The 21,144-nt window shown below is 55.4% G+C and carries 25 protein-coding genes, 1 tRNA gene and 1 pseudogene; 13 read left to right on the top strand and 14 right to left on the bottom strand.

From position 1 onward, the window contains the following. Positions 1-112 precede the first annotated feature (112 nt). Entirely contained in the window at positions 113-3,040 is a 2,928-nt protein-coding gene (gene ileS / locus AABB29_RS12060) for an isoleucine--tRNA ligase (RefSeq protein WP_341366674.1), read from the bottom strand. A gap of 216 nt (positions 3,041-3,256) precedes the next feature. Here ileS and AABB29_RS12055 point away from each other — a divergent pair, with 216 nt between their 5' ends. Then, complete coding sequence (locus AABB29_RS12055) at positions 3,257-4,444, top strand: NAD(P)/FAD-dependent oxidoreductase (RefSeq protein WP_341366675.1); 1,188 nt, start codon at positions 3,257-3,259, stop codon at positions 4,442-4,444. Positions 4,445-4,551: 107 nt separating this feature from the next. Here the strand turns inward: AABB29_RS12055 and AABB29_RS12050 are convergent, their stop codons facing one another. Further along, positions 4,552-4,785 (bottom strand): hypothetical protein, encoded by a 234-nt coding sequence (locus tag AABB29_RS12050; protein ID WP_341366676.1) that lies wholly within the window; start codon positions 4,783-4,785, stop codon positions 4,552-4,554. Positions 4,786-5,011: 226 nt separating this feature from the next. Here AABB29_RS12050 and AABB29_RS12045 point away from each other — a divergent pair, with 226 nt between their 5' ends. Further along, complete coding sequence (locus AABB29_RS12045; RefSeq protein WP_341366677.1) at positions 5,012-5,530, top strand: hypothetical protein; 519 nt, start codon at positions 5,012-5,014, stop codon at positions 5,528-5,530. A gap of 153 nt (positions 5,531-5,683) precedes the next feature. Here the strand turns inward: AABB29_RS12045 and AABB29_RS12040 are convergent. After that, a tRNA-Thr gene (locus AABB29_RS12040) sits at positions 5,684-5,758 on the bottom strand. An 87-nt stretch (positions 5,759-5,845) separates the two neighbouring features. Between AABB29_RS12040 and AABB29_RS12035 the strand changes: the two genes are divergently transcribed. From AABB29_RS12035 to AABB29_RS12025, 3 genes and pseudogenes are all read left to right on the top strand, one after another. Further along, positions 5,846-5,983, top strand: coding sequence for a hypothetical protein (locus tag AABB29_RS12035; RefSeq protein WP_341366678.1), 138 nt, complete (start codon positions 5,846-5,848; stop codon positions 5,981-5,983). Positions 5,984-5,989: 6 nt separating this feature from the next. Further along, positions 5,990-7,257 (top strand): annotated as a pseudogene (murA, locus tag AABB29_RS12030) (UDP-N-acetylglucosamine 1-carboxyvinyltransferase). Next, entirely contained in the window at positions 7,254-7,733 is a 480-nt protein-coding gene (locus tag AABB29_RS12025; protein ID WP_341366679.1) for a DUF2948 family protein, read from the top strand. The pseudogene murA and the gene AABB29_RS12025 overlap by 4 nt, the downstream one beginning before the upstream one ends. Positions 7,734-7,789: 56 nt before the next feature. Here the strand turns inward: AABB29_RS12025 and AABB29_RS12020 are convergent, their stop codons facing one another. Together AABB29_RS12020 and AABB29_RS12015 are read right to left on the bottom strand one after the other, a co-directional pair. Continuing rightward, positions 7,790-8,053 (bottom strand): hypothetical protein, encoded by a 264-nt coding sequence (locus AABB29_RS12020; protein WP_341366680.1) that lies wholly within the window; start codon positions 8,051-8,053, stop codon positions 7,790-7,792. Between the two features lie 329 nt (positions 8,054-8,382). Further along, positions 8,383-8,655, bottom strand: coding sequence for a YrhK family protein (locus tag AABB29_RS12015; RefSeq protein WP_373636529.1), 273 nt, complete (start codon positions 8,653-8,655; stop codon positions 8,383-8,385). A 153-nt stretch (positions 8,656-8,808) separates the two neighbouring features. Here AABB29_RS12015 and hisD point away from each other — a divergent pair, with 153 nt between their 5' ends. Continuing rightward, positions 8,809-10,119, top strand: coding sequence for a histidinol dehydrogenase (hisD, locus tag AABB29_RS12010; protein ID WP_373636528.1), 1,311 nt, complete (start codon positions 8,809-8,811; stop codon positions 10,117-10,119). Positions 10,120-10,137: 18 nt separating this feature from the next. Here hisD and AABB29_RS12005 read toward each other — a convergent pair whose 3' ends face one another. After that, positions 10,138-10,506, bottom strand: coding sequence for a VOC family protein (locus AABB29_RS12005; protein WP_341366683.1), 369 nt, complete (start codon positions 10,504-10,506; stop codon positions 10,138-10,140). Positions 10,507-10,545: 39 nt separating this feature from the next. On the opposite strand from AABB29_RS12005, the gene AABB29_RS12000 reads away from it, so the two are divergent. The 3 genes from AABB29_RS12000 (at position 10,546) to AABB29_RS11990 (ending at position 12,111) form a co-directional block, all read left to right on the top strand. After that, positions 10,546-11,091: a winged helix-turn-helix transcriptional regulator gene (locus AABB29_RS12000; RefSeq protein ID WP_341366684.1), complete on the top strand. Its 546-nt coding sequence runs from the start codon at positions 10,546-10,548 to the stop codon at positions 11,089-11,091. Positions 11,092-11,159: 68 nt separating this feature from the next. Next, entirely contained in the window at positions 11,160-11,639 is a 480-nt protein-coding gene (locus tag AABB29_RS11995) for a UPF0262 family protein (RefSeq protein WP_341366685.1), read from the top strand. 1 nt (position 11,640) lies between these two features. Continuing rightward, the gene (locus tag AABB29_RS11990) at positions 11,641-12,111 is read left to right on the top strand and encodes a low molecular weight phosphatase family protein (protein WP_341366686.1); all 471 of its coding nucleotides are present in this window, start codon (positions 11,641-11,643) and stop codon (positions 12,109-12,111) included. On the opposite strand, the gene AABB29_RS11985 is transcribed toward AABB29_RS11990, so the two are convergent. Next, positions 12,068-12,856, bottom strand: a complete 789-nt coding sequence (locus tag AABB29_RS11985) for a DUF5765 domain-containing protein (protein WP_341366687.1) — start codon at positions 12,854-12,856, stop codon at positions 12,068-12,070. The two genes, AABB29_RS11990 and AABB29_RS11985, sit on opposite strands and share 44 nt — an antisense overlap. 139 nt (positions 12,857-12,995) lie before the next feature. Between AABB29_RS11985 and infA the strand changes: the two genes are divergently transcribed. The 4 genes from infA to AABB29_RS11965 all read left to right on the top strand — a co-directional run bounded on the left by infA (position 12,996) and on the right by AABB29_RS11965 (position 15,111). Beyond that, complete coding sequence (infA, locus tag AABB29_RS11980; RefSeq protein WP_007205486.1) at positions 12,996-13,214, top strand: translation initiation factor IF-1; 219 nt, start codon at positions 12,996-12,998, stop codon at positions 13,212-13,214. A 75-nt stretch (positions 13,215-13,289) separates the two neighbouring features. Further along, positions 13,290-13,895, top strand: coding sequence for a Maf family protein (locus AABB29_RS11975; RefSeq protein ID WP_341366688.1), 606 nt, complete (start codon positions 13,290-13,292; stop codon positions 13,893-13,895). Next, on the top strand, positions 13,892-14,926 hold the full coding sequence (locus AABB29_RS11970) for a ribonuclease E/G (RefSeq protein WP_341366689.1): 1,035 nt from the start codon (positions 13,892-13,894) through the stop codon (positions 14,924-14,926). Before AABB29_RS11975 ends, AABB29_RS11970 begins: the two co-directional genes overlap by 4 nt. Continuing rightward, positions 14,926-15,111: a DNA gyrase inhibitor YacG gene (locus AABB29_RS11965; RefSeq protein WP_341366690.1), complete on the top strand. Its 186-nt coding sequence runs from the start codon at positions 14,926-14,928 to the stop codon at positions 15,109-15,111. The genes AABB29_RS11970 and AABB29_RS11965 overlap by 1 nt, the downstream gene beginning before the upstream one ends. A gap of 900 nt (positions 15,112-16,011) precedes the next feature. Here the strand turns inward: AABB29_RS11965 and AABB29_RS11960 are convergent. From AABB29_RS11960 to AABB29_RS11930, 7 genes are read right to left on the bottom strand one after another with little or no spacing between them, the layout of a single operon-like run. Further along, a complete protein-coding gene (locus tag AABB29_RS11960) occupies positions 16,012-16,362 on the bottom strand; it encodes a hypothetical protein (RefSeq protein WP_341366691.1) in 351 nt (116 codons plus the stop codon). Continuing rightward, the gene (locus AABB29_RS11955) at positions 16,359-16,745 is read right to left on the bottom strand and encodes a response regulator (protein ID WP_341366692.1); all 387 of its coding nucleotides are present in this window, start codon (positions 16,743-16,745) and stop codon (positions 16,359-16,361) included. Before AABB29_RS11955 ends, AABB29_RS11960 begins: the two co-directional genes overlap by 4 nt. Before the next feature lie 25 nt (positions 16,746-16,770). Continuing rightward, positions 16,771-17,643 (bottom strand): protein-glutamate O-methyltransferase CheR, encoded by an 873-nt coding sequence (locus AABB29_RS11950; RefSeq protein WP_341366693.1) that lies wholly within the window; start codon positions 17,641-17,643, stop codon positions 16,771-16,773. Then, positions 17,640-18,107 carry a chemotaxis protein CheW gene (locus AABB29_RS11945; RefSeq protein WP_341366694.1) on the bottom strand — a complete coding sequence of 156 codons (468 nt, stop codon included), beginning with the start codon at positions 18,105-18,107 and terminating at the stop codon, positions 17,640-17,642. Before AABB29_RS11945 ends, AABB29_RS11950 begins: the two co-directional genes overlap by 4 nt. Next, on the bottom strand, positions 18,100-20,220 hold the full coding sequence (locus AABB29_RS11940; RefSeq protein WP_341366695.1) for a chemotaxis protein CheA: 2,121 nt from the start codon (positions 20,218-20,220) through the stop codon (positions 18,100-18,102). The genes AABB29_RS11945 and AABB29_RS11940 overlap by 8 nt, the downstream gene beginning before the upstream one ends. Then, positions 20,213-20,584, bottom strand: coding sequence for a response regulator (locus AABB29_RS11935; protein WP_341366696.1), 372 nt, complete (start codon positions 20,582-20,584; stop codon positions 20,213-20,215). Before AABB29_RS11935 ends, AABB29_RS11940 begins: the two co-directional genes overlap by 8 nt. Further along, a complete protein-coding gene (locus tag AABB29_RS11930; protein ID WP_341366697.1) occupies positions 20,581-20,862 on the bottom strand; it encodes a hypothetical protein in 282 nt (93 codons plus the stop codon). Before AABB29_RS11930 ends, AABB29_RS11935 begins: the two co-directional genes overlap by 4 nt. Positions 20,863-21,144: the final 282 nt, after the last annotated feature.

Below are 21,144 nucleotides of genomic sequence, written 5' to 3'. Positions count from 1 at the left end.
AAATATCGATTTTCCGCTTTCACCCGCAGCCAACCTGCGATTAACTAGCGTCAAATACTCACCTCCCAAAGCCTGTATCGGAGAGGCCTCCGATACAGGCCGACACACCCGATCAGCCCACATCGTTCAGTGCGTCATTGCAGCGCCCGCAAACGCCCGTATGAGCGTATTCGCCGACATCTGGTAGGATCTTCCAGCAACGTTGGCATTTCTCGCCGTCTGCTCGCGCAAAGACGACAGCGACATCTGCCACATCCTCCAAGCTGAAAGCATCCGCCGGGGCCGCATCTGTTGACACGGTGATGCCTGAGGTGATGCACAGATCGTCGAAATCCACCGTGCCCAGCAGCGCCGCCACCTCTTCGCTGACATAAACCGTTGGCGCCGCCTCAAGCGATGCGCCGATTACCTTGTTCGTCCGCTCGACCTCAAGCGCGCCGGTCACCACACGGCGCACCTTGCGGATGGTCGTCCACTTCGCGGCCAGCGCCTCATCCGCCCAATCGGTCGGCGTCTCAGCGAAATCCTCTAGATGGATCGAACTGTCATCGCCCGGGAACCGTTCCAGCCAGACCTCTTCCATGGTAAAGGTTAGCATTGGCGCTAACCATTTTGTCAGGCGGTGATACAGGATATCCAGCACCGTCCGCGCCGCCTTGCGACGGGCCGTGTCGCCATCGCAATACAGCACATCCTTTCGGATATCGAAGTAATAGGCCGACAGGTCCAGCGTGGCGAATTCGAACACCGCGCGGAACACACCTTGGAAGTCATAGGCCGCATAGCCTTCGCGCACCTGCACGTCGATCTCGGCCAAGCGGTGCAGGACCCAGCGTTCCAATTCGGGCATATCGGCCGGTTCAACCCGGTCGCTTTCGGTGAAATCCGCCAGCGACCCCAGCATAAACCGCAGCGTATTGCGCAAACGGCGATAGCTGTCGGCCACCCCTTTCAGGATTTCATCCCCGATCCGGTGATCATGCTTATAGTCGGTCGTGGCCACCCAAAGACGCAGGATATCCGCGCCATATTGCTTGACCACCTCTGCGGGCACGATGGTATTGCCCAAGGATTTGGACATTTTCTCGCCCTTGGCATCCAAGGTGAAGGCATGGGTCACAACGGCGCGATACGGCGCATGGCCCATCGTGCCGCAGGCTTGCAGCATGGATGAATGGAACCAGCCGCGATGCTGGTCGGTCCCTTCCAGATAGACATCGGCCATGCCGTCGTCAGAGCCATCTTCGCGGTCGCGCAGCACAAACGCATGGGTAGAGCCACTGTCGAACCACACATCCAGAATATCAAACACCTGATCATAGGCGTCATGATCCACATCATCGCCCAGGAACCGGGCCTTGGCCCCATCCGCGTACCATGCGTCGGCACCTTCGGCCTCAAACGCCGCAAGCACACGGGCATTCACCGCCTCATTGCGCAGCAGGAAATCCGGGTCCGTGGGCAGAGCACCCTTCTTGGTGAAACAGGTCAGCGGCACACCCCAGGCGCGTTGCCGGGACAGCACCCAATCGGGGCGGGCTTCGATCATGGAATAAAGGCGGTTGCGGCCCGCCTTGGGCGTCCAAGTGACCAGCTCATCAATCGAGCGCAGGGCACGTTCGCGGATCGTTGTGCCGTACGTGTCTTCGCCGTCACCAACAGCACGGTCCACAGCGGCAAACCACTGCGGTGTATTGCGATAGATAACAGGGGCCTTAGAGCGCCAGGAATGCGGATAGCTATGCTTGATCACGCCGCGCGCAAACAGCCCGCCGACCTCGGCCAGTTTGGACATGACGGCCGTATTGGCATCGCCTTCCCACGGATTGTTCTTGTTCTTCTTGTTGATCTTGTCGCGCAGGATTTTCTTGCCACCGAAGAAGGGCAAGCCTTCGCGGAAAGACCCGTCTTCCATGACGTTATAGGTGATCATCTGCTCAAGCATGCCCAGATCACGGTAGAGTTCGAATTCATCCATACCATGCGACGGGGCGCAATGGACAAAGCCGGTGCCTTCGCCGTCGGTGACAAAATCAGCAGCGCGGAAGTCACGCGGATCGTCCCATTCGCCGTTGCTCCCTTCGGCACCCGCCAGCGGGTGCGACAATGACGTGGCCGACAAGTCACCCGCATCACTGACCCGCGTGAACTGATCAACGCGCGCTTTGGCAAACACGCCCTCGGCCAGATTATCAGCCAAGACATAACGCTCGCCTTTGCAGACCCAATTATCCTCTGGTGCGTCGGTGACTTCGTAGACACCGTAAGAAACGCTATCCGAGTAAACCACGGCCCGGTTGGACGGCATGGTCCAAGGGGTTGTGGTCCAGATCACCACGGACGCGCCTTTTAGGGCGTCGTTGTTCGTTTCACGGACGGGGAATTTCACCCAGATCGTAAAGCTTTCCTTGTCGTGATACTCGACCTCGGCCTCGGCCAATGCGGTTTTCTCAACCGGCGACCACATCACAGGTTTGGAGCCTTGATAGAGCGTGCCGTTCATCAGGAATTTCTGGAACTCCTCGGCGATGACCTTTTCGGCGTGGAAGTTCATCGTCAGATAGGGTTCATCCCAGTTACCCTGCACGCCCAAACGCTTGAATTCCTCGCGTTGAACATCCACCCAACCTTGGGCGAACTTGCGACATTCCTGACGGAAATCAACGACGTCCACGTCGTCCTTGTCCTGACCGTTTTGGCGGTATTGCTCTTCGATCTTCCATTCGATGGGCAGACCGTGGCAATCCCAGCCCGGGACATAGCGGGCGTCACGGCCCATCATCTGCTGGCTGCGGACAACCATGTCCTTCAGGATCTTGTTCAGCGCGTGCCCGATATGCAGGTGGCCGTTCGCATAGGGCGGGCCGTCATGCAGCGTGAATGGCGTCCGGCCTTCCTTTTCGCGCAAACGGTCGTAAACACCGATCCGCGCCCAACGGTCCAGCCATTCCGGCTCGCGCTTGGGCAGGCCCGCGCGCATCGGAAAATCGGTGCGGGGCAGGTTCAGCGTGTCTTTGTATTCAGGGGTGTCGGCGCACATGTCAGGCGTCCTTTTTCATATCCATCAGGCAAGTGTAAGGAGCGGTGCGCAAACGCGGGCACCTTTTCCCGGCTGGTCTATCCCTCAGACCGCCGGGCTGATAATGGCTATGATCATCAGGCTCAACTTCATGCGGCTGCTTATAGGCAGGCAGGCGCGCGGGGTAAAGACACCCATTGCACTTTGCAACGGGGCAAAAACAAAGGAACGGGGCGGGTGCAGAAAACAACCAAGATCGCCATCGCAGGGGCGGGTATTGGCGGGCTGACAGCAGCGGCGCTTTTGGCCGATCAAGGGCATCAGGTCAGCGTTTTCGACCAATTTGACCAGCCTAAGCCGGTGGGATCCGGCCTGGTGATCCAGCCGGTTGGGCAACAGGTGCTTGACCAGATAGGCGCCGGGGATCAGGCGCGCGCCTTGGGCAACCCGATCACACGAATGCTGGGGCATGAGATGGATCGGGGCCGCAAAGTGCTGAATGTCTGGTATGATCAAAGCAGCGGCGCACAGACCGGGTTGGCGATCCACCGGGCCAGCCTGTTTGCCGCGATCCACAAGGCAACTATACAGCGCGACATCAGCCTACATCCCGGCGCCCGGGTGATCGGCCGGGATGACGCGATGCTGATCCTTGAAAATCAAGACAGGCACGGGCCATTCGATCTGATCGTCGACGCAACGGGGGCACATTCACCGCTCAGCCCGCTTGGGGCACGCCCCCTGCCCTATGGGGCGATCTGGGGGACGGTTGACTGGCCGGAAACGGACCTGCCACAAACCCAGCTGAGCCAGGCTTATCGAAAGGCCAACCGTATGATCGGGGCGCTGCCGATCGGACAACTGCCAGGCGACGCCGCACAGAAAGCTGCGATTTTCTGGTCAATGCCGAGGAACAGTTATGATGATTGGCGGGCGGGCGGCGTCGAAGCCTGGAAATGCGAGGCCATCGCGCTTTGGCCCGATTTTGCGCCCTTTGCCGCACAAATCACAGATCCCGATCAGATGACGATGGCGCGCTACGGGCATGGGACAATGGGCAAACCCTGGTCGCCCGGTCTGGTGCATATCGGAGACGCCGCGCACAGAGCCAGCCCGCAGCTGGGGCAAGGGGCAAATATGGCGCTACTGGACGCGATGGCGTTGGCAGAGGCGCTGCGGGTCGCACAAGGCGACGCAGCATTGGCGCTTTATGCACGAGCGCGGCGGTGGCATGTGCGCTGCTATCAATGGATGAGCGCGGCCTTCACCCCGCAATATCAGTCGGACAGCCGCTGGCTGCCGATCTTACGGGACAGGCTGCTTTACCCGATCTCACAAATCCCGCCGGGACCAAAACTGCTCAGCGCAATCGTACGCGGCACGATGCTGCCGCCACTTGGTCGGTTAGAATGGCCCAAAAGATAAACGCAAGCGGGCATAAGGACTGCGAAACACGTTTTTATCCGCGACGGTTGTTTGTCGTCAAATGCAGTAGGTCGTGTGGACATGATCTTAACGATACAATTTCTCGCTTAATGGAGGCTGAGCAAAACCTCTAAATCTCGGGTGCCGAGCCCTGCCATCAGCTTGCGCTCATCACCGTTTAGCGTGCGGCCCGATTTGATGTGGTCGGCAATCAGCCGGGCCACTTGACTTGTCGGTTGGTAATACAAATCGGGGTTCTCGCGGCTGACTTCTGTCACCAATCGGCGCAGCAGCACCTTTTGCTTTTCCGCATCTGTTTCTGACTTCTTATCTTGTAACATCGCGAACCTGCGTTTGTTTGACGCGGTACAGGTAGGGCATGGATGGTCCAGGTGAAGCCTGTTTTGGACAAAAATCGCACTATGTACGTCCTTAGAAAGCCATCACTGCCCAGGAAGACACATCGCGATGATCAACCGCCTGGCTACCCTGTTCGCGCGCAAAGCACATGCGCCGGCGTCGGCAAGCACACCATCAACGGCACCGTTCAATGAAAGGATCAGAGGGTTGAACGCCGACCCTTATCTGATGGTGGCCGATGCTGAATTACGGTTAATCTCGGTCTTTGATGAATTGCACTATGATCGGGCTGATCTGGATATGCTCTCGGGGCCAATGCGCCGCCGGGCACTGGACAAATTGGCTATGCTGGGCTTTGCGCAACGCTCTGGCACTGTAATTGAAAATACGGCTGAGGACATACGCATTCATATGCCTAAGTTTCGGGCACTTGGGGCGTCGCCCTTTGATGTTCTGCGGGATACAGACATGCGGGAGCAGGACTATGCACTACTCACCCCGACCCAGGCGGCGGCGCAGATCATCACGGCCTACCCGGCGGAAACAGCTTTGGGAAAGCTGGGCGAATTGGTCGTCAAACATCCGGCCAACTTGTTGCGGCTATTTGATTTTCTCGAACCGAAGCCGACGCATCAGAGCTTCAAAAAGATCGCCGGACAGCTTACCTATCTGCAGCGTGAGGCGATTTCGCGCGAGCCTCTGAAGACCCGGCGCGCCTTACGATAGCACCTGCGGGACTGCCAAAACGAGGTCACCATCAGTCCAAATGAAGAAACAGCTGTTCACAGCCGCTGATGACTGCCCAATTCAACAGGCAGAAATTTGGGGAAGACTTACCAACTGGGCATCTGCGCGATGTCATCAAGCGCAGGTCCTAGATGGTGCTGTGAGGGAGGATTGAACTCCCGACCTCACCCTTACCAAGGGTGCGCTCTACCACTGAGCTACCACAGCATCCGTGGATCGGGGAATTAGCGCCAAATGCGCCATGGTGCAAGCCCTGACTGGACCCTTTTTCCGACAGTTGATAACACAAGTCCCATGAGCGACAAAGATAACAATAAATCAAAGCCGCAAGCGACACGGGAAGACCGCCTGAAGGCGGCTCTGAAGGCAAATATGGCCAAGCGCAAAGCGCAGGCCCGGCGTCGTGCGGCAGATAACAACGAGAAAGAGTAGGCAGGCATGGATTCCATTGTGGTCAAGGGCGGCACACCCCTTAACGGGCAAATACAAATTGCGGGCGCCAAGAACGCTGCGCTGACGCTGATGCCTGCCGCTTTGCTGTCAGAAGAACCGCTGACATTGACCAATGTCCCGCGTCTGTCTGACATCCGCACCATGACCCAGCTTTTGCAGTCGCTGGGTGTTGAGGTTACATCGATGAAGGGCGGCAATGTGCAGGTTCTTTCTGCCCATGACGCGGCAGAGACCACAGCCGATTATGACATTGTGCGCAAAATGCGCGCCTCGAACCTGGTGCTTGGTCCTCTGTTGGCGCGTCATCATAAGGCAGTTGTTTCACTGCCCGGTGGCTGCGCGATTGGCGCGCGCCCTATGGATTTGCATGTCACCGCGCTTGAGGCGATGGGCGCCACCATTGAGCTGCGCGATGGCTATCTGCATGCAGAGGCAAAGGGGGGCTTAAGGGGGCGGATATTCAGTTCCGCATGGCCTCGGTCGGGGCGACGGAGAACGCGATGATGGCCGCCACACTGGCCAAAGGTACCACCGTGATCAACAACGCCGCACGCGAGCCGGAGATCGTTGATCTGGCCACCTGCCTGCGCGGCATGGGGGCCCAGATCGAAGGGGACGGCACCCCGACAATCACCATCCAGGGCGTCGACAAGCTGGGCGCAGCCACCCATGCTGTCGTGGCTGACCGGATTGAGCTGGGCACTTACATGCTGGCCCCGGTCTTTTCAGGCGGCGAAGTGGAATGTCTGGGCGGCCGTTTGGATCTGGTCGGATCTTTTGTCGAGAAACTGACCGCAGCGGGCGTTGATGTCACTGAAACCCCGGGCGGTTTGAAAGTAAGCCGTGCCAATGGCCGCGCAAAGGCGGTCGATGTCACGACCGCCGTTTTCCCCGGCTTTCCCACCGATCTACAGGCCCAGATGATGGCGATGCTTTGCACTGCGAACGGCACATCGGTATTGGAAGAGAAGATTTTCGAGAACCGCTTTATGCATGCCCCCGAACTTGTGCGCATGGGCGCGAATATTGAGGTCCAGGGCGGCACGGCCACAGTCCACGGCGTCGAGCGTCTGAAGGGCGCCCCAGTTATGGCCACCGATTTGCGCGCCTCAGTCTCGCTGATCCTCGCCGGGCTGGCTGCCGAGGGCGAAACCACGGTAAACCGCGTCTATCATCTGGATCGCGGCTACGAACATGTTGAAGAAAAACTGGGCGCCGTGGGCGCACAGATTGAACGGATCAAAGGCTCATGACAGAAGACGCACGATTTGAAGACGGGATCGAACGGGCGCTGCGCCTGAAGGCTTTGGATGCAGAGGACTTGCAGGTGATCGCCTCGCTGACCCAGGATGCCGTTTTTCCGGCAACCGAGATGCGCTGGGACAGCAAGGCCCGCCGCTTTGCCCTACTGCTGAACCGGTTTCGCTGGGAAGATGCGTCCAATGCGACGGCCCGAAAACGCAGTTTTGAACGGGTGCAGGCCGTTTTGGCGTTTGAGGACGTGATGCGTGTGCAAAGCCAAGGCGTGGACCAATCCGACCCCGACATGGTGTTTTCGTTGCTGTCGGTCGCCTTTACGCCGGGTGAAGACGGGTCTGGCCGGATTGAGCTGACCTTGGCAGGTGACGGCGTGATTGCCTTGGATGTTGAGGCGCTTGAAGTGGTGTTGCGCGATGTGACACGGCCTTATGTGGCGCCATCTGGTAAGGCGCCGCGCCATCCGGAGTGATGGGTTGGTTTACAGATTTGGCATGTGCCAAATACGGTCTTCGATCCATCCGTTTATCAAGCAAAAGCCGCCAGCGTACGCACAACTGCGGTGAAGATACGGCCCATCAGGTTTAATTCTTCGCTCATTGGGATTGGGTAGTCCTGAAAATAGAAACCTCCAAGCACAAGACCCCACAAGGCGCAGCCGAGCGGAACTCTTATGTGATTGGGCAAGAACAGGGGTTTTGCCGGATCAGAAACGCGCCGCCCCTCTATGGCTATAGTAAGCGGTGCCAATACGACACCAACGACAATCGAAAGGTCTGCGAGAACACTCATGATTTTCCGCGGCGCTCCAATCTTGAACCACGTCGTTTAATATTGAGGTGAGTATGACATTCTTAAGACAGGCAATGGGTTCTCATACCGTATTTCCATAAACGGGCAGAAAACCGCCATTGCCGATAAAAGCCCAGAATCGCTGGTGCCTGGGGCGAGCCGACGATCAAACCGCTGCTCATCGCGCAGAGTGCGATCAAATCCCGGCGCGCATCTTTGTGTGTTATCCCCCACCCCCCGGTCCCTGTCCGGGAAAGCATTGATACAGTCTGATGCAGGCGTCACAGTGATCGCATAAATATGCGCGCCCCATGCCCGAGAACCGGCCCCTATTGTCTCGCAATATCATCGTAGTCGCCCAACCGCAGATATCCTATCTCGCGATACAATTTCACCGCGGGCCGCATGCCAAACAACACGGATCCCACAAGGAAAAGCCACGTCGCAATATAGGTGGTGCTTTCGTCGAAAAACAGAACACTTCCGACGATGAACAAAAGTGCTGCTGAAAAATCAATCGCTGAATAGGCTACTTCACATATCGCATAGAGCCGTTTGTGCTGGTCTGACTTTGCGTGATTGTCTGGATTAAAAATTCTCATCTTGTGTACCCCTGTTGGCATGAAAGACCCCACTGCTTTTCAATAGCTTTTGCACAGATTGCCCCCGGAGCGATCCAGCTGGCAAGCCGATCACTGTCGCATGTGTTGCCCCACCCCACGCTCGCCGCTATGTCGTTCCCGAAGGAGTGCCCAATGCCAAAGTTCTTATCCACATCTGACAGTGATTTCGAAACCCGCTTTACGGCCCTTTTGGGCGCCAAGCGCGAAGACAGCCCGGATGTGGATCATATCGTGGCCGAGATTATTGCCGATGTTCGTGCCCGTGGTGATGCGGCTGTGCTGGAGCTGACGGCGAAGTTTGATCGTTTGGAATTGACGGCTGAAACCATGCGGTTTTCGCCTGATGAGATCGCCGCGCAATGCGCAAAGGTCAGTGATGCCGATACCGCAGCGCTGCAAATGGCTGCAGATCGCATTCGCGCCTATCACGCCCGCCAGATGCCAGATGATGCGATGTGGACCGACGATGTGGGTGCGCAGCTAGGCTGGCGCTGGACGCCGGTCTCTGCTGCCGGGCTTTATGTGCCGGGGGGGATTGCGACCTATCCGTCCTCGGTTCTGATGAATGCTATTCCTGCGAAAGTTGCAGGCGTCGGTCGTTTGGCCATCACAGTGCCTACGCCCGATGGTGCGATTAATCCGCTCGTGCTGATGGCCGCCAAGATCGCCGGTGTGGATGAGATTTACCGCATTGGTGGTGCGCAGGCTGTGGCCGCATTGGCCTATGGCACCCAGACGATCGCCCCGGTGGATAAGATCACCGGTCCCGGTAATGCCTTTGTGGCCGCCGCCAAGCGCCGGGTTTTTGGCAAGGTTGGCATTGATATGATTGCGGGTCCTTCCGAGATTTTGGTCATTGCCGATAAGGATAATGATCCGGATTGGATCGCGCTCGATCTGCTGAGCCAGGCCGAACACGACGAAAGTGCGCAATCGTTTCTGATCACGGATGATGCCAGTTTTGGGCAGGCCGTGGCTGCAGCTGTCGAAAAACGTCTTGAAACGCTCGAACGCCGCGCGATTGCGGGTGCCAGCTGGCGTGATTTTGGGGCGATTGTAACGGTGCGCGATATGGATGAAGCCGTTGCCTTGTCCGACCGGATCGCACCTGAACATCTGGAACTCTGCACGGCGGATGCCGATGCGCTGGCGACAAAAGTCACCCATGCGGGCGCGATCTTTATCGGCGGTTGGACCCCCGAAGCCATCGGCGACTATATCGGCGGACCAAACCATGTTCTGCCGACAGCCCGCTCTGCCCGGTTCTCGAGCGGTCTATCCGTCATGGATTTCGTCAAACGCACGACACTGTCGCGCATGACGCCAGAGGCGCTTGCCGCTATCGGCCCCGCCGCAGAGCGGCTTGCACAGTCGGAAAGTCTGGAGGCGCATGGGCTTTCGGTGCGTGCCCGTTTGGACCGGATCAATAACCTGGGTGCGTAATCGCCCCGGGCCTTAGCCCTACGTCAGATCCTGCGCCAACATCAATGCATTCCCGTCGGGGTCATAGAAGGTGGCGGTTTTTACCATGCCTTCGATCACCTCGGTTTCGCCATCGAATTTCACATCAGCCCCTTCCAGCTTGGCCCGGGCGTTATCGATATCCGCAATCCCGAAAACCGGCACCATGTTGCCTGGTGCAGGTTTGGTATGTTCGCCCAAACCCAGGGTGACGCCCGGGGTTTTGGTTTGCATTTCGGACCAGCCCGCCTCATCCGCGTGGTAGATCACCTCAAACCCAAGCATATCAGTATACCATGCCGCACTGGCGTGCCGGTCCGCGACTGACATGGCGATTGTAATCGTGTCTTGCAGAGAAATGAGGGACATGTGCTTTCCTTTTGATTTAAAATATACTAACTATACTTTATGGACATAAGTCTATTTGTCAATATGACCTCACGCGCCTGGTCTTTGCCAATTTTGGCGCGCTTGCATGACGGGGTGCCCGGGCGCCAGGCCCCACTGCTCGCGGCGACGGGGGCCAGCCGTACTGCCTTTGCCCAAAGCATGGAGCATCTGATCCAAATCGGCCTGCTTGAGCGCAATCCCGGCCATGGCCATCCGCTGCGCCCAGAATTCCGCCTGACACAGATCGGCATTCGGGCCGCCGCATTAGCCCATAAGATTAACCGTATTACCCAAGATGAGGACACTGCCCTTTTGCGCCGTAGCTGGACTTTGCCGGTTTTGGCCGCATTGTATGAGCCCCGCCATTTCAACGATATCCGGCGCGGCTTGGGGCGGATCACCGACCGGGCGTTGTCCCAATCACTGCGCGCGATGGAGGACAGATGCTGGGTCAGCCGGCGCATCAATGATGCCGCCCGCCCGCCGCGTGCGCTTTATACTGCGATTAACACAGGCCAATTGATCAGCCAGGCGGCCGCTGTCGACATTCGCTTCAACGCCTGACAGGCCCCGGTTGCGATGGCCCGTGCCATTGCGTTACCAAGGATGGGCAACGTCTGGATCAGATACCGATGACCCGAATCGTCCATATTGAGATTGATGACCGCAATCTGCCGCCCCCCACCCCTGAAATCGATCAGGAACGGAAGGTGGCCATGTTTGACCTGCTTGAGGATAACAGCTTTGCCCTGCCTGCCCGCGAGGACCGCGATGTGCCCGGCGGGCCATACAAGCTGGCGCTTTCCATCCGAGAGCGTCGATTGGTCTTTGACATCAAACAGGAAAGCGATGATCCGGCGACAGAATTCCACCTCTCGCTTGGCCCGTTTCGGCAGGTCGTTAAAGATTACTTTCAAATCTGCGAAAGCTATTTCGACGCGGTCAAAACCCTGCCCCCCAGCCAGATCGAGACCATCGACATGGCCCGGCGCGGCATCCACAACGAAGGGGCGCGTGTGTTGCAGGAACGGCTGGAAGGCAAGGCAGAGGTCGATACCGACACCGCCCGCCGCCTGTTCACCTTGATCTGTGTGCTGCATTTCGGGGGCTGATATGGCGGATGGCGGCAAATATCAGACCCTTCCGCAGTCGGTCCTGTTTTGCTGCGATCATAACGCCGTCCGCTCGCCCATGGCCGAAGGCATCATGAAAAAGCTTTATGGCACCGAATGTTACATCCAATCAGTCGGCGTCAAAAATGACCTTGAGATCGACGGCTTCGCCATAACAGTATGTGCCGAAATCGGGGTCGCACTTGAACGGCACCGGTCCCGTTCCTTTGACGAGATGGAGGACTGGGGCGATGATCTATCATCCTTTGACCTGGTGCTTGCCCTGTCCCCGGCCAGCCAACGCCGGGCGCTCGATCTGACCCAATTCTATCATATCGACGTTGAATATTGGCCCATTCTGGACCCGACCGGGCTAGGCGATGCACGCGAGGCGCGGCTGGCCGCCTATCGCCAGGCACGCGATCAGATCATGACGCGACTCGAGGGCCGCTTTGGCCCCGCCCGTCTGTGACGGCAGGCCAAAAACGACGCACCCACCATGGCTCTTGCTTGACGGTCAAGAATCGGCGCAACGGCGGGGTGATGATCGCCACCAACAGCGCCACAGACAATAGACACCAAATCGCAGGTTGTTCGTCCACATTGTCGGTCAGCAGCCGCGCCAACAATGGCCCTGTGACAAGAAAATACGCTGCCAGCCTCCAGGCACCGTAAAGCAAAGGAATATAGAAAACCACCAATTGGTAAGCGATCAACCCGTCGCGGGCCAACCACAATATTCCATTGTCCCGAAAGCTATTCCCATATCCATTTAATGGGAACTGCCAGGCCAGATGCAGATTGCCCATATAGGTGCAGACATTCTCGCCGCACATCATCCGCCTTGGATCACATGCCCCGGCACCCGGAAAAGGATATATCATCGACAAGGTCGCAAGCCCCGCCAGTAGCGAAACCGCCACCACAGGCCATTTGATGCGCGACGCGAAATCACTGGGCAAAAAAGCCAGATAGATCAAACTGAAGGCAAGCGGATGAAACGTGATATGGACAAAAGAAGCCCAAGACAGCGTCTCGTTCACAGGATGTCCGCATTGCCCAATCACCGGGTATGAGGCCGCCTGCAGCAGCTCCATCACGGTGAAAAAACCCATCGGGGCCCACAGCGTTGCGGGCTTGCCTTTAACAATAAGATAACCGGTTGCACCCACCCCGAGCCCGGCCATCGCCAGTGATGCACCCATACTCCAACACATGATCCGACCCTCCTTGCCGAATTTGTGTGATATGTCGCGTCATTTGAACAGTAAATTGGTCTTTTTGCTTGATATTCTGGGCGCAGACGCCCATCTAGGCGGCGCGCAGCCGATTGCGCGAAAATATGTAGGAGACCACATGGCCAAGGAAGAACTGCTCGAATTCCCAGGTGTCGTGAAAGAACTTCTGCCAAACGCGACGTTTCGGGTCGAGCTGGAAAACGGCCATGAGATCATCGCGCATACGGCAGGTAAGATGCGCAAGAACCGCATCCGTGTTCTGGCAGGCGACAAAGTACAGGTCGAAATGACCCCTTATGATCTGACCAAAGGTCGGATTAACTATCGTTTCAAGTAGGTCGAAACGCGTGTTGCGACCAGCATGGGGAAGCGATTGCTGTTGGCAATGGCGACAATACCGCCATTTGTTAACATGAGCACCCTGCCCCCCGATCCATCGCTGAAGCTGATCCTTGGGTCGGGCTCGCCCCGCAGGCGCGAGCTTTTGGCGCAAATCGGTGTGACCCCTGCCGATATCCGCCCTCCTGATATCGACGAAGATCCGCGTAACGCCGAATTGCCGCGTGATTATGTAAATCGGATCGCAGCTGAAAAAGTCGCAGCTGTGGTCGCATCAGACGATGAAATCGTGTTGTGCGCCGATACCACCGTAGCCCTTGGGCGGCGGATCATGGGCAAACCCGCTGATCGCTCTGAGGCTGCTATGTTTCTACGCGCGCTCTCTGGTCGCCGCCACAAAGTGATTACGGCGCTCGCCGTCAAGCGCGGCCCCCGCATCTGGACCAAGGATGTGCAAAGCACCGTCGCGATGAAACCCCTTTCGGATGCAGAGCTGGGCAGCTACCTGGCCTCCGGCGATTGGCAGGGCAAGGCGGGCGGCTATGCGATCCAAGGTCCTGCAAGCGCGTTTATTCCGTGGATCAACGGATCATATACCGGCATTGTGGGTTTGCCCCTGACAGAAACAACCGCCCTGCTGACAGCCGCAGGTTACCAAATCTATGGAGAGCGCGCATGAAGGGCCGCTTGATCGTCCTCGATCACATTGGCGCGCGTGAGGCCGCCGCGTATCTGGTAGACGGAGTTCTGGATGATATCCTGATCGAAGACCCAGAGCTGCCCCGCCCCGGCGCGATCTTTCGCGGGATTTGCGACCGACCGATCAAGGGGCAAGGCGGTATGATGCTGCGACTGCCCGATGGTGAGACGGCTTTTCTGCGCCACGGCAAAGGGCTACGGCCGGGCCAAGCGCTCTTGGTACAGGTCACCGGCCATGCCGAAGATGGCAAAGCCATTCCGGTCACTGACCGCGTCCTGTTCAAAAGCCGCTACGCGATCGTGACCCCTGGCAAGCCTGGTGTGAATGTCTCACGTCAGATCACTGATGACGACGCGCGCGACAATTTGCTCGCCATCGCCCATGAGGTTTACGATAGCCCGCATGGGCTGATCTTACGCTCATCCTGCGAAGGCGCCGCTGATGATGAGATTGCCGACGATATCCTTGCGATGGTGTCACTGGCCGACACCGTCTTGGACGATGCAGATGGTAACGCCCCCGAGGCCCTGACCGAAGGCGACGGGCCGCATACCATCGCCTGGCGTGAATGGCACGGGGCCGCCGAGGTGGTCACTGAACCGGGAGGCTTCGAAAATTACGGCGTACTTGATCAATTGACACGGCTCGGCGATGCGCAGGTGCCGCTGGGTGAGGGTATGATGTTTGTCGAACCCACGCGCGCGCTCGTGGCCATTGACGTAAACACCGGCAACGACATGTCACCGGCAGCGGCGTTGAAGACCAACCTCGCAGCAGCGCGGGCTTTACCGCGCGCTTTGCGCTTGCGCGGTTTGGCCGGGCAGATCAGTATTGATTTTGTATCGATGTCAAAGGCGCATCGCAGACAGGTCGAGCAATCGCTTCGAACGGCATTCAAAGCCGATCCCATTGAGACGTCGCTGGTTGGTTGGACCACGATGGGCCTGTTTGAGCTACAACGCAAACGCGAACGCCCGCCTTTCCCTGCTGAACTTCTTCGGGATCTCTGATGGCTTGCCCAATCTGCGATAAACCGACGGATAAGGCCTATCGGCCCTTCTGTTCTAAACGCTGCGCGGATGTCGACCTGGGCAAATGGCTAAGCGGTTCTTATGCGATCCCGTCAGATGATCCGAACGATGCTGGCCCGCTTGAGGGCGGCAGTGAGGTACAGCGGCGTGAGAAACCCCACTAGCGCATAACAACTTCAAACGTCATCAAAATACCTGAATTGGTTTCAAAGTAACTTGGCGGCTGACCAGTTCTTCGAATTCGATTGAGACAATTTAGGATGACGAGATGGGATAGACCGGTCCATTTTGAAGTTGCTCGTCTTGATCCCCTTCAGCACGACGAGATGACCCAGCCCCTGACTTCTGGGGACTGGGTCAGAAAGAAACCAAGACCGGACAGATATTCTTTCAAAATTGTACGCAGTTGCATCGAGCAGGAACCCAAGAACTCATCAATGATACGGCGACGCTGTCCAGACATCCTTCAAGGCAGTTAAGGCAGAATTTGCTGTGCAACGTCTAGGGTCAGGACCCATTAATCTTGCACCGCCAGTCTATCAGATTTCTTCTCTGACAAGAAGCATCTGCGCAAAAATAGTGTTTCTATTTCAAGCAGATGCGCCGCAGGTCAGAGAGAAAATCCGGCAAACCCGAAGGGCGGCGATTTCACTTCATCTCAGCGGCGTGCGCCGCTTGGCCGTAGAACACTATGGCCGCACGCCGCAAACCACTGACATTTTGTAAAATCGGCGCTGACGGTGTAAGATTAATGGGTCCTGACCCTAGAGAAACAAACAAAAACCGCGATGACGAGCCTTTAACGCATACACGACTTATGTATCCAAACCGGCCGCACTTTGCTTTGGCCTAAAGAACTCTATCGCTTGCGAACGGAAGACAATTGAAGCAAATATTTTCTGCAGCACAGGATGTGGGCAGGATCACAGCTCCACCGGAACGTCTATTTTTCGTATATCTCCGTATCCAGCCTGAAACTCAAGACGCCACTGGCCTGAGATTCCATTGATGTTACATTCGTCGGCAATTAGTCTGCGAAAGTTGCCGCCGGTCTCAACTGTAATCTACCCGGTGTTTCCATTGATAAATCGTTCCCGCATGTCTTGCAGCGGGATCAATGACAATGCAGTGCCGACTTTGACGTCGTGCGGGTCATTACCTTGTGCTAACTCTGTCAAAAAAGCTCCCAAAGCATTCACGGATTGCACCAACATATCAACGGACTGCAGAGCCTTAATTTTATCTGTCTCAGGTTGAAATTTCGAAGTAGTAAGAAAGTTGTCTTCTAACTCATCAACTATCCAAGACATGCGCTCCAACTCACCGGCTGCCCGAGCCAACAACAAGTCCAGGTGTAAAGTGTCTGGTACAAAGCTACTTTCTTGCTGGTCGGTTGTTGGCCCGATTTCGATCATAGTCGACCAACCACCTTTTCGATGCATTGCTGCAATTGTGCAGTACTGAACGGCTTTCGGATCAGATTATTCATCCCATATTTCTGTCCGGTGGATACAATTTCTTTGGTCGCATTTCCAGTTATCAGTATAAAGCCTATGCCCTTTGTGGTTGGGTATTCTCTCAATCCCTTCAGCAGGCCCAAACCGTCGAGTTTTGGCATATTGTAATCCGAAATTACGAGATGGCACGGATGAGCCGCCAGTTTTTCCAGTGCTGTCATGCCGTCATTTTCTACGCGGTACTTCATAATGCCCATCTCTTCGAGCGCATTGGTTATTAATGCACGACTAATCGCCATGTCATCAACGACCATGATTTGCAGTGACTGTTTTAGGCTCATTCTTTCGTATCCTTTGCATGCGAAATCAGATCGCATTCAACTTTCGATATATTGTGATTCCGTCTGTTTCCAAATCTGCATTGTCTGATTTATTGATGCGTTCGGAATGGCCAATGAAGAGACTGCCTCCTTCGGGGAGAAGATTTGCAAACTTCCTCCATACTTCTTGCTGCGTCCTTCGATCAAAGTAAATTGCAACATTTCGGCAGAAAATCACGTTGAACCCACCTGAGAATGGCAGCTTAGAAATCAGATTAATTACACCAAAAGTGATTAGGGAACGAACATCTGATGAAACTGTAAATTCGCCACTTTTGCCGTCTGGGTTATGTGAAATATCCTGCGGCCGGAACAGACTTTGCGGAACTCCTTCAATTTCTTCGTCACGGTACAATGCAGCCTGTGCCTTTGACAAAACGGCGGGATCGATATCGGTAGCAAGTATTTTGAAATCGGTAGCACCAATATTTGGATCGCACTTTAGGGCTGTTAGCGCAATTGAATATGGTTCTTGCCCGGACGAGCAACCCGCGCTCCAAATTCTAATTCGTTCACCCTTCCGCGCTCGCAAGACGAGATCAGGCATAATATCGTCTCGCAAACGCTCAAAATGATGTATTTCGCGAAAAAATTTGGTCACATTTGTTGTGAGCGCGGATAGTAACTCAGTCTGTTCCGTGCCCCTATTTGGGCCCTCAAGTAACGATCTATAGTCTGCGAAATTAGCTAAACCTAGCGCTCTTACACGCCGCGAGAGCCGTGACTGAACCAGTTGGCGTTTCGACGGAGATAAGCTCAATCCGAATTCTCGATGCGCGATTTCAGCGATAGCATCGAAGTCAACCTGCCGTAGTTCGAGGTCGGTTTCGTGCGGACGAATTACCGTTGGTTCATTCATGCTGCCGCGTCCCCTCGGGCATGCGAAAGATGACGTAAATCTATGAGCTGTGCCATCTCTTCTCCGACGGAGATGACACCTTCAATCAAGCTCGAATGTCCGTCCTTTTCGAAACGCGGTGGATCCTGTATGTCGATCGGGTCCACGGTTAGAATTTCGGAAACGGATTCAACCAGCAACCCCGAAGTCGCGCCTTCAACATCAGCAATAATGACAACGTTACGGGGTCCAGGTTCAGTCCTCCCAAGACCGAAATGCACCGCCAGATCGAAAACAGGAATTACATTGCCGCGAAGGTTGATTACCCCCAAAACATGTGCGTCGGCATGTGGCAACGTCGTCACAGATGCCCACCGGCGAATTTCGCGTATCATCATAATATTTAGACAATAAACTTGGCCGCAAACGGTAAACGAAACGCATTCAAGACCGCCCTCTCGGCGGTTACCTTCAGTATCAAGCATGGGCTACTTTCACATCCTGTTTGCTGTTAGACGGGAGGGGGGGCGATATCGTTTCAACTTTCGTTAAATGGTCAGTATCAAGAATTAGAGCAATCCTTCCGTTTCCCAAGATCGTCGCTGCCGATACGCCAGGGATCTCGCCGTAGTTTCCTCCAACTGCTTTTATGACAACCTGACGCTGATCGTGAATTGCATCGACACAAAGGGCGCAACGAGAATGATCAACACTTTCCACAAGAACTAATACGAGTTGTTCTTGCTGGTCTTGACTATCAGCAAGACCAAGTTTCTTTCGCACATCAACAATAGGTACGTACTCACCACGGATCATCAACAGATCTTGATCAACCCCCATCCGAAAAACCTCCGACTCCTTAGGCCGGAGCGTTTCGACAACGGCCGTAATCGGGACGATCATAGTTTCACCCGCCACCGAAATCACGATGCCATCCATGACAGCTAGCGTGAGAGGTAGAACAATTGAAAACTTGGTACCATTCCCAGGCGTGGAGTTTATCGATATACGCCCACCCAAAGCCTGAACCGCTGTCTTAACTACGTCCATACCAACGCCGCGACCAGATAACTCTGATACTTCATCATTGGTCGAAAAACCTGGTAAAAACAAAAGCATGTCGATTTCTGGATCGGTCAGATCGGAGTCGCGCGATACGAGCCCTTTGTTAATTGCTATATCCAATATCCGGTCACGGTTCAGCCCCGCGCCGTCGTCCACAACTTCGATCATCACGTTACCAGACTTGTGGCTGGCGGATAGAGAGATTTGTCCGGTTTCCGGCTTTCCAGCGGCGAGACGACCTTCACGGTCCTCCAAGCCGTGATCCACCGCATTACGGATCATATGTGTGAGCGGATCCGCCAAACGCTCGATGACGGTTTTATCCACTTCAGTATTTTCACCATGGGTGACGAAACGTACGGATTTTCCTGTAGCATCTCCTGCCTCGCGAGTAATGCGCGCCATACGTTGAAACAGCGATTTGACAGGTTGGGCACGAATTGACATCACACCTTCTTGCAACTCTCTTGCCAGCAATTTGTAATCGGCCATGTCGGATTCCAAATCACCGTCACCTGGCAAATTAAGCATGTCTATACGTTGTGCGATCATTGCCTGGTTGATGATGAGTTCTCCAACCGTGTTGATCAATCGATCCACCTTGTCCAACTCCACACGTAGCGTGGGCTGGACAGCGACCGCATCGTTCCGCACGATATTTTTAGCCTTTGTAGAAGGCTCAGCAGCAACCTTCGAACCTTGCTCTATCTCTGTAGGATTCGCCTGCGCTGGTTCGTCTTGTTCCGGCGGTTCGGGACTAAGATCCGCTTCTAATGAAGAACCACCGTCGCCGCCGTCATCACCGTCGTTTCGGACGACCTCCAACCTGCAAATCCCGTCAACAAATTCAAACACCTCGTCGACGACGGTTTCTGGATCGTCAGCAGTGAACGTTAACAAAAACGTCAGCGTTGGAGTTTCCGATGCATATTCGTCGAGAGCAGGAAGTGCGTCCAGATCGATCTCAATTGACAGCTCGCCCTGACTACCCAGTGCGTCGATCAACAAGAGCGGATCATGACCATTAAAGTATAGTTTTTCAAAGGGTTGAAAACGAACGCTTACCGTTGGTTTTGACGGCGCCTCGATATCAATACCGCCGAAGTTCAATGTCATCGGCTCGAAGGCAACCTCTTCTTCGTCCTCTTCGCCTGCCACATAGAAATCTAGTTCTTCTAACAGCGCCTCTCCACGCTCAGAATTTATCTCACCGTCGAACTGGGACACTTCCACCAAATGGGCAAGATGATCAGCTGCACGCAACATCGTCTGAACCAGAGCATCGTCGCGGGACAATCGGTCAGCGCGCAGCTCGTCCAAGACGGTCTCAAATTTATGGGCAAAGGACACCAAATCATCAAGTTTGAATGCACCAGCGCCACCCTTGATGGAATGTACCGCACGAAAGACCGCGTTGACCGTGTCCGGCTCCGGGGTATTGTCTTCCAGCAGTTTTAACCCTTCAAAAAGCGCTTCCATAAGGTCATTGCACTCTTCGAAGAACATTGCGCGGATGTCATCACTCTCACCCATGACCGGTCACCCTATGCAGCACTTGGACCAAGGCAACATCGTCAAAAGGTTTGACAATCCACCCAGTTGCACCCAAGTCCCGGGCCCGTGTCTTAAGCTCTGCGGAGTTTTCGGTGGTCAAAACCAAGATCGGAACAGCTGTCTTCACTTCGTCGCCGCGAAGGCGTGAAATTACCCCGAAACCATCCATATTCGGCATGTTAATATCCGTGATGACGACATCTGGCTTCAGCTCATCAAATTTGGCGACCCCTTCAACACCATCTTCGGCGCATTCGACATCAAAACCTGCTTGCTCCAAAACCTGTTGGAGCAGCATCCGAATGGTCCGCGAGTCATCAATTGCAAGAACACTAGTATTCATTCAATTTCCTTAGAAAACAATTGCGGTGGAAGACCGAAACCGATCATGCGTGCGATCAACTCAGGACTGGTGTCGGTCAGCGCAAATCCGTGGCCTTCCGATTGCCACTGACGATGGCCAATGAGAAGCAGTTCAATTTGGGGACCGGAGAGTGTTGTGACATTCTGCAGGTTTATTTCCACGGACCCACCCTGGTTGTCGCGCAGAAACGCCAGCAGATCGTCAGGCGCGTCTTTGCCGCGCTGAGGTTCCAATTCAAATGTCGAAGTGGTCGTCATGTGTCAAAGTGCCTTTGATACTTACGCCGAATGGCCCGGGCTGGTTCGTAGGCACAGGTTTACGCGCAGCTTCCTTAAAAAAGCCCTTCCATTTTCGGAATTATTCGCATTTGAGCTATTTTGCGGGCGTCCGGCATGACGAAGCCCCCCAAATACACGCGGCCACCGTGGGCGACGATCTGAAAAGGCTTAGTCTATCTCAGGCCTTCGAGGGTCTCGTGTCGATGTGGCACCTCCACACTGCTTGAGCCTTAACGCGCAATCAGACGTGCAGCATTGACA

The organism is Yoonia sp. BS5-3, assembly GCF_038069655.2.
GTDB classification, from domain to species: domain Bacteria; phylum Pseudomonadota; class Alphaproteobacteria; order Rhodobacterales; family Rhodobacteraceae; genus Yoonia; species Yoonia phaeophyticola.
The sequence above is the reverse complement of the archived record's forward strand: the minus strand, read 5'-3'. Positions and strand labels throughout refer to the sequence as shown.

Excerpts from the sequence above, each read along its gene's own strand:
- ileS (WP_341366674.1), bottom strand. The coding sequence starts at position 3,040 with ATGTGCGCCGACACCCCTGAATACAAAGACACGCTGAACCTGCCCCGC.
- AABB29_RS12050 (WP_341366676.1), bottom strand. The coding sequence starts at position 4,785 with ATGTTACAAGATAAGAAGTCAGAAACAGATGCGGAAAAGCAAAAGGTG.
- AABB29_RS12035 (WP_341366678.1), top strand. The coding sequence starts at position 5,846 with ATGAGCGACAAAGATAACAATAAATCAAAGCCGCAAGCGACACGGGAA.
- AABB29_RS12025 (WP_341366679.1), top strand. The coding sequence starts at position 7,254 with ATGACAGAAGACGCACGATTTGAAGACGGGATCGAACGGGCGCTGCGC.
- AABB29_RS12020 (WP_341366680.1), bottom strand. The coding sequence starts at position 8,053 with ATGAGTGTTCTCGCAGACCTTTCGATTGTCGTTGGTGTCGTATTGGCA.
- AABB29_RS12015 (WP_373636529.1), bottom strand. The coding sequence starts at position 8,655 with ATGAGAATTTTTAATCCAGACAATCACGCAAAGTCAGACCAGCACAAA.
- hisD (WP_373636528.1), top strand. The coding sequence starts at position 8,809 with ATGCCAAAGTTCTTATCCACATCTGACAGTGATTTCGAAACCCGCTTT.
- AABB29_RS12005 (WP_341366683.1), bottom strand. The coding sequence starts at position 10,506 with ATGTCCCTCATTTCTCTGCAAGACACGATTACAATCGCCATGTCAGTC.
- AABB29_RS12000 (WP_341366684.1), top strand. The coding sequence starts at position 10,546 with ATGGACATAAGTCTATTTGTCAATATGACCTCACGCGCCTGGTCTTTG.
- AABB29_RS11995 (WP_341366685.1), top strand. The coding sequence starts at position 11,160 with ATGACCCGAATCGTCCATATTGAGATTGATGACCGCAATCTGCCGCCC.
- AABB29_RS11990 (WP_341366686.1), top strand. The coding sequence starts at position 11,641 with ATGGCGGATGGCGGCAAATATCAGACCCTTCCGCAGTCGGTCCTGTTT.
- AABB29_RS11985 (WP_341366687.1), bottom strand. The coding sequence starts at position 12,856 with ATGTGTTGGAGTATGGGTGCATCACTGGCGATGGCCGGGCTCGGGGTG.
- infA (WP_007205486.1), top strand. The coding sequence starts at position 12,996 with ATGGCCAAGGAAGAACTGCTCGAATTCCCAGGTGTCGTGAAAGAACTT.
- AABB29_RS11975 (WP_341366688.1), top strand. The coding sequence starts at position 13,290 with ATGAGCACCCTGCCCCCCGATCCATCGCTGAAGCTGATCCTTGGGTCG.
- AABB29_RS11970 (WP_341366689.1), top strand. The coding sequence starts at position 13,892 with ATGAAGGGCCGCTTGATCGTCCTCGATCACATTGGCGCGCGTGAGGCC.
- AABB29_RS11965 (WP_341366690.1), top strand. The coding sequence starts at position 14,926 with ATGGCTTGCCCAATCTGCGATAAACCGACGGATAAGGCCTATCGGCCC.
- AABB29_RS11960 (WP_341366691.1), bottom strand. The coding sequence starts at position 16,362 with ATGATCGAAATCGGGCCAACAACCGACCAGCAAGAAAGTAGCTTTGTA.
- AABB29_RS11955 (WP_341366692.1), bottom strand. The coding sequence starts at position 16,745 with ATGAGCCTAAAACAGTCACTGCAAATCATGGTCGTTGATGACATGGCG.
- AABB29_RS11950 (WP_341366693.1), bottom strand. The coding sequence starts at position 17,643 with ATGAATGAACCAACGGTAATTCGTCCGCACGAAACCGACCTCGAACTA.
- AABB29_RS11945 (WP_341366694.1), bottom strand. The coding sequence starts at position 18,107 with ATGCTTGATACTGAAGGTAACCGCCGAGAGGGCGGTCTTGAATGCGTT.
- AABB29_RS11940 (WP_341366695.1), bottom strand. The coding sequence starts at position 20,220 with ATGGGTGAGAGTGATGACATCCGCGCAATGTTCTTCGAAGAGTGCAAT.
- AABB29_RS11935 (WP_341366696.1), bottom strand. The coding sequence starts at position 20,584 with ATGAATACTAGTGTTCTTGCAATTGATGACTCGCGGACCATTCGGATG.
- AABB29_RS11930 (WP_341366697.1), bottom strand. The coding sequence starts at position 20,862 with ATGACGACCACTTCGACATTTGAATTGGAACCTCAGCGCGGCAAAGAC.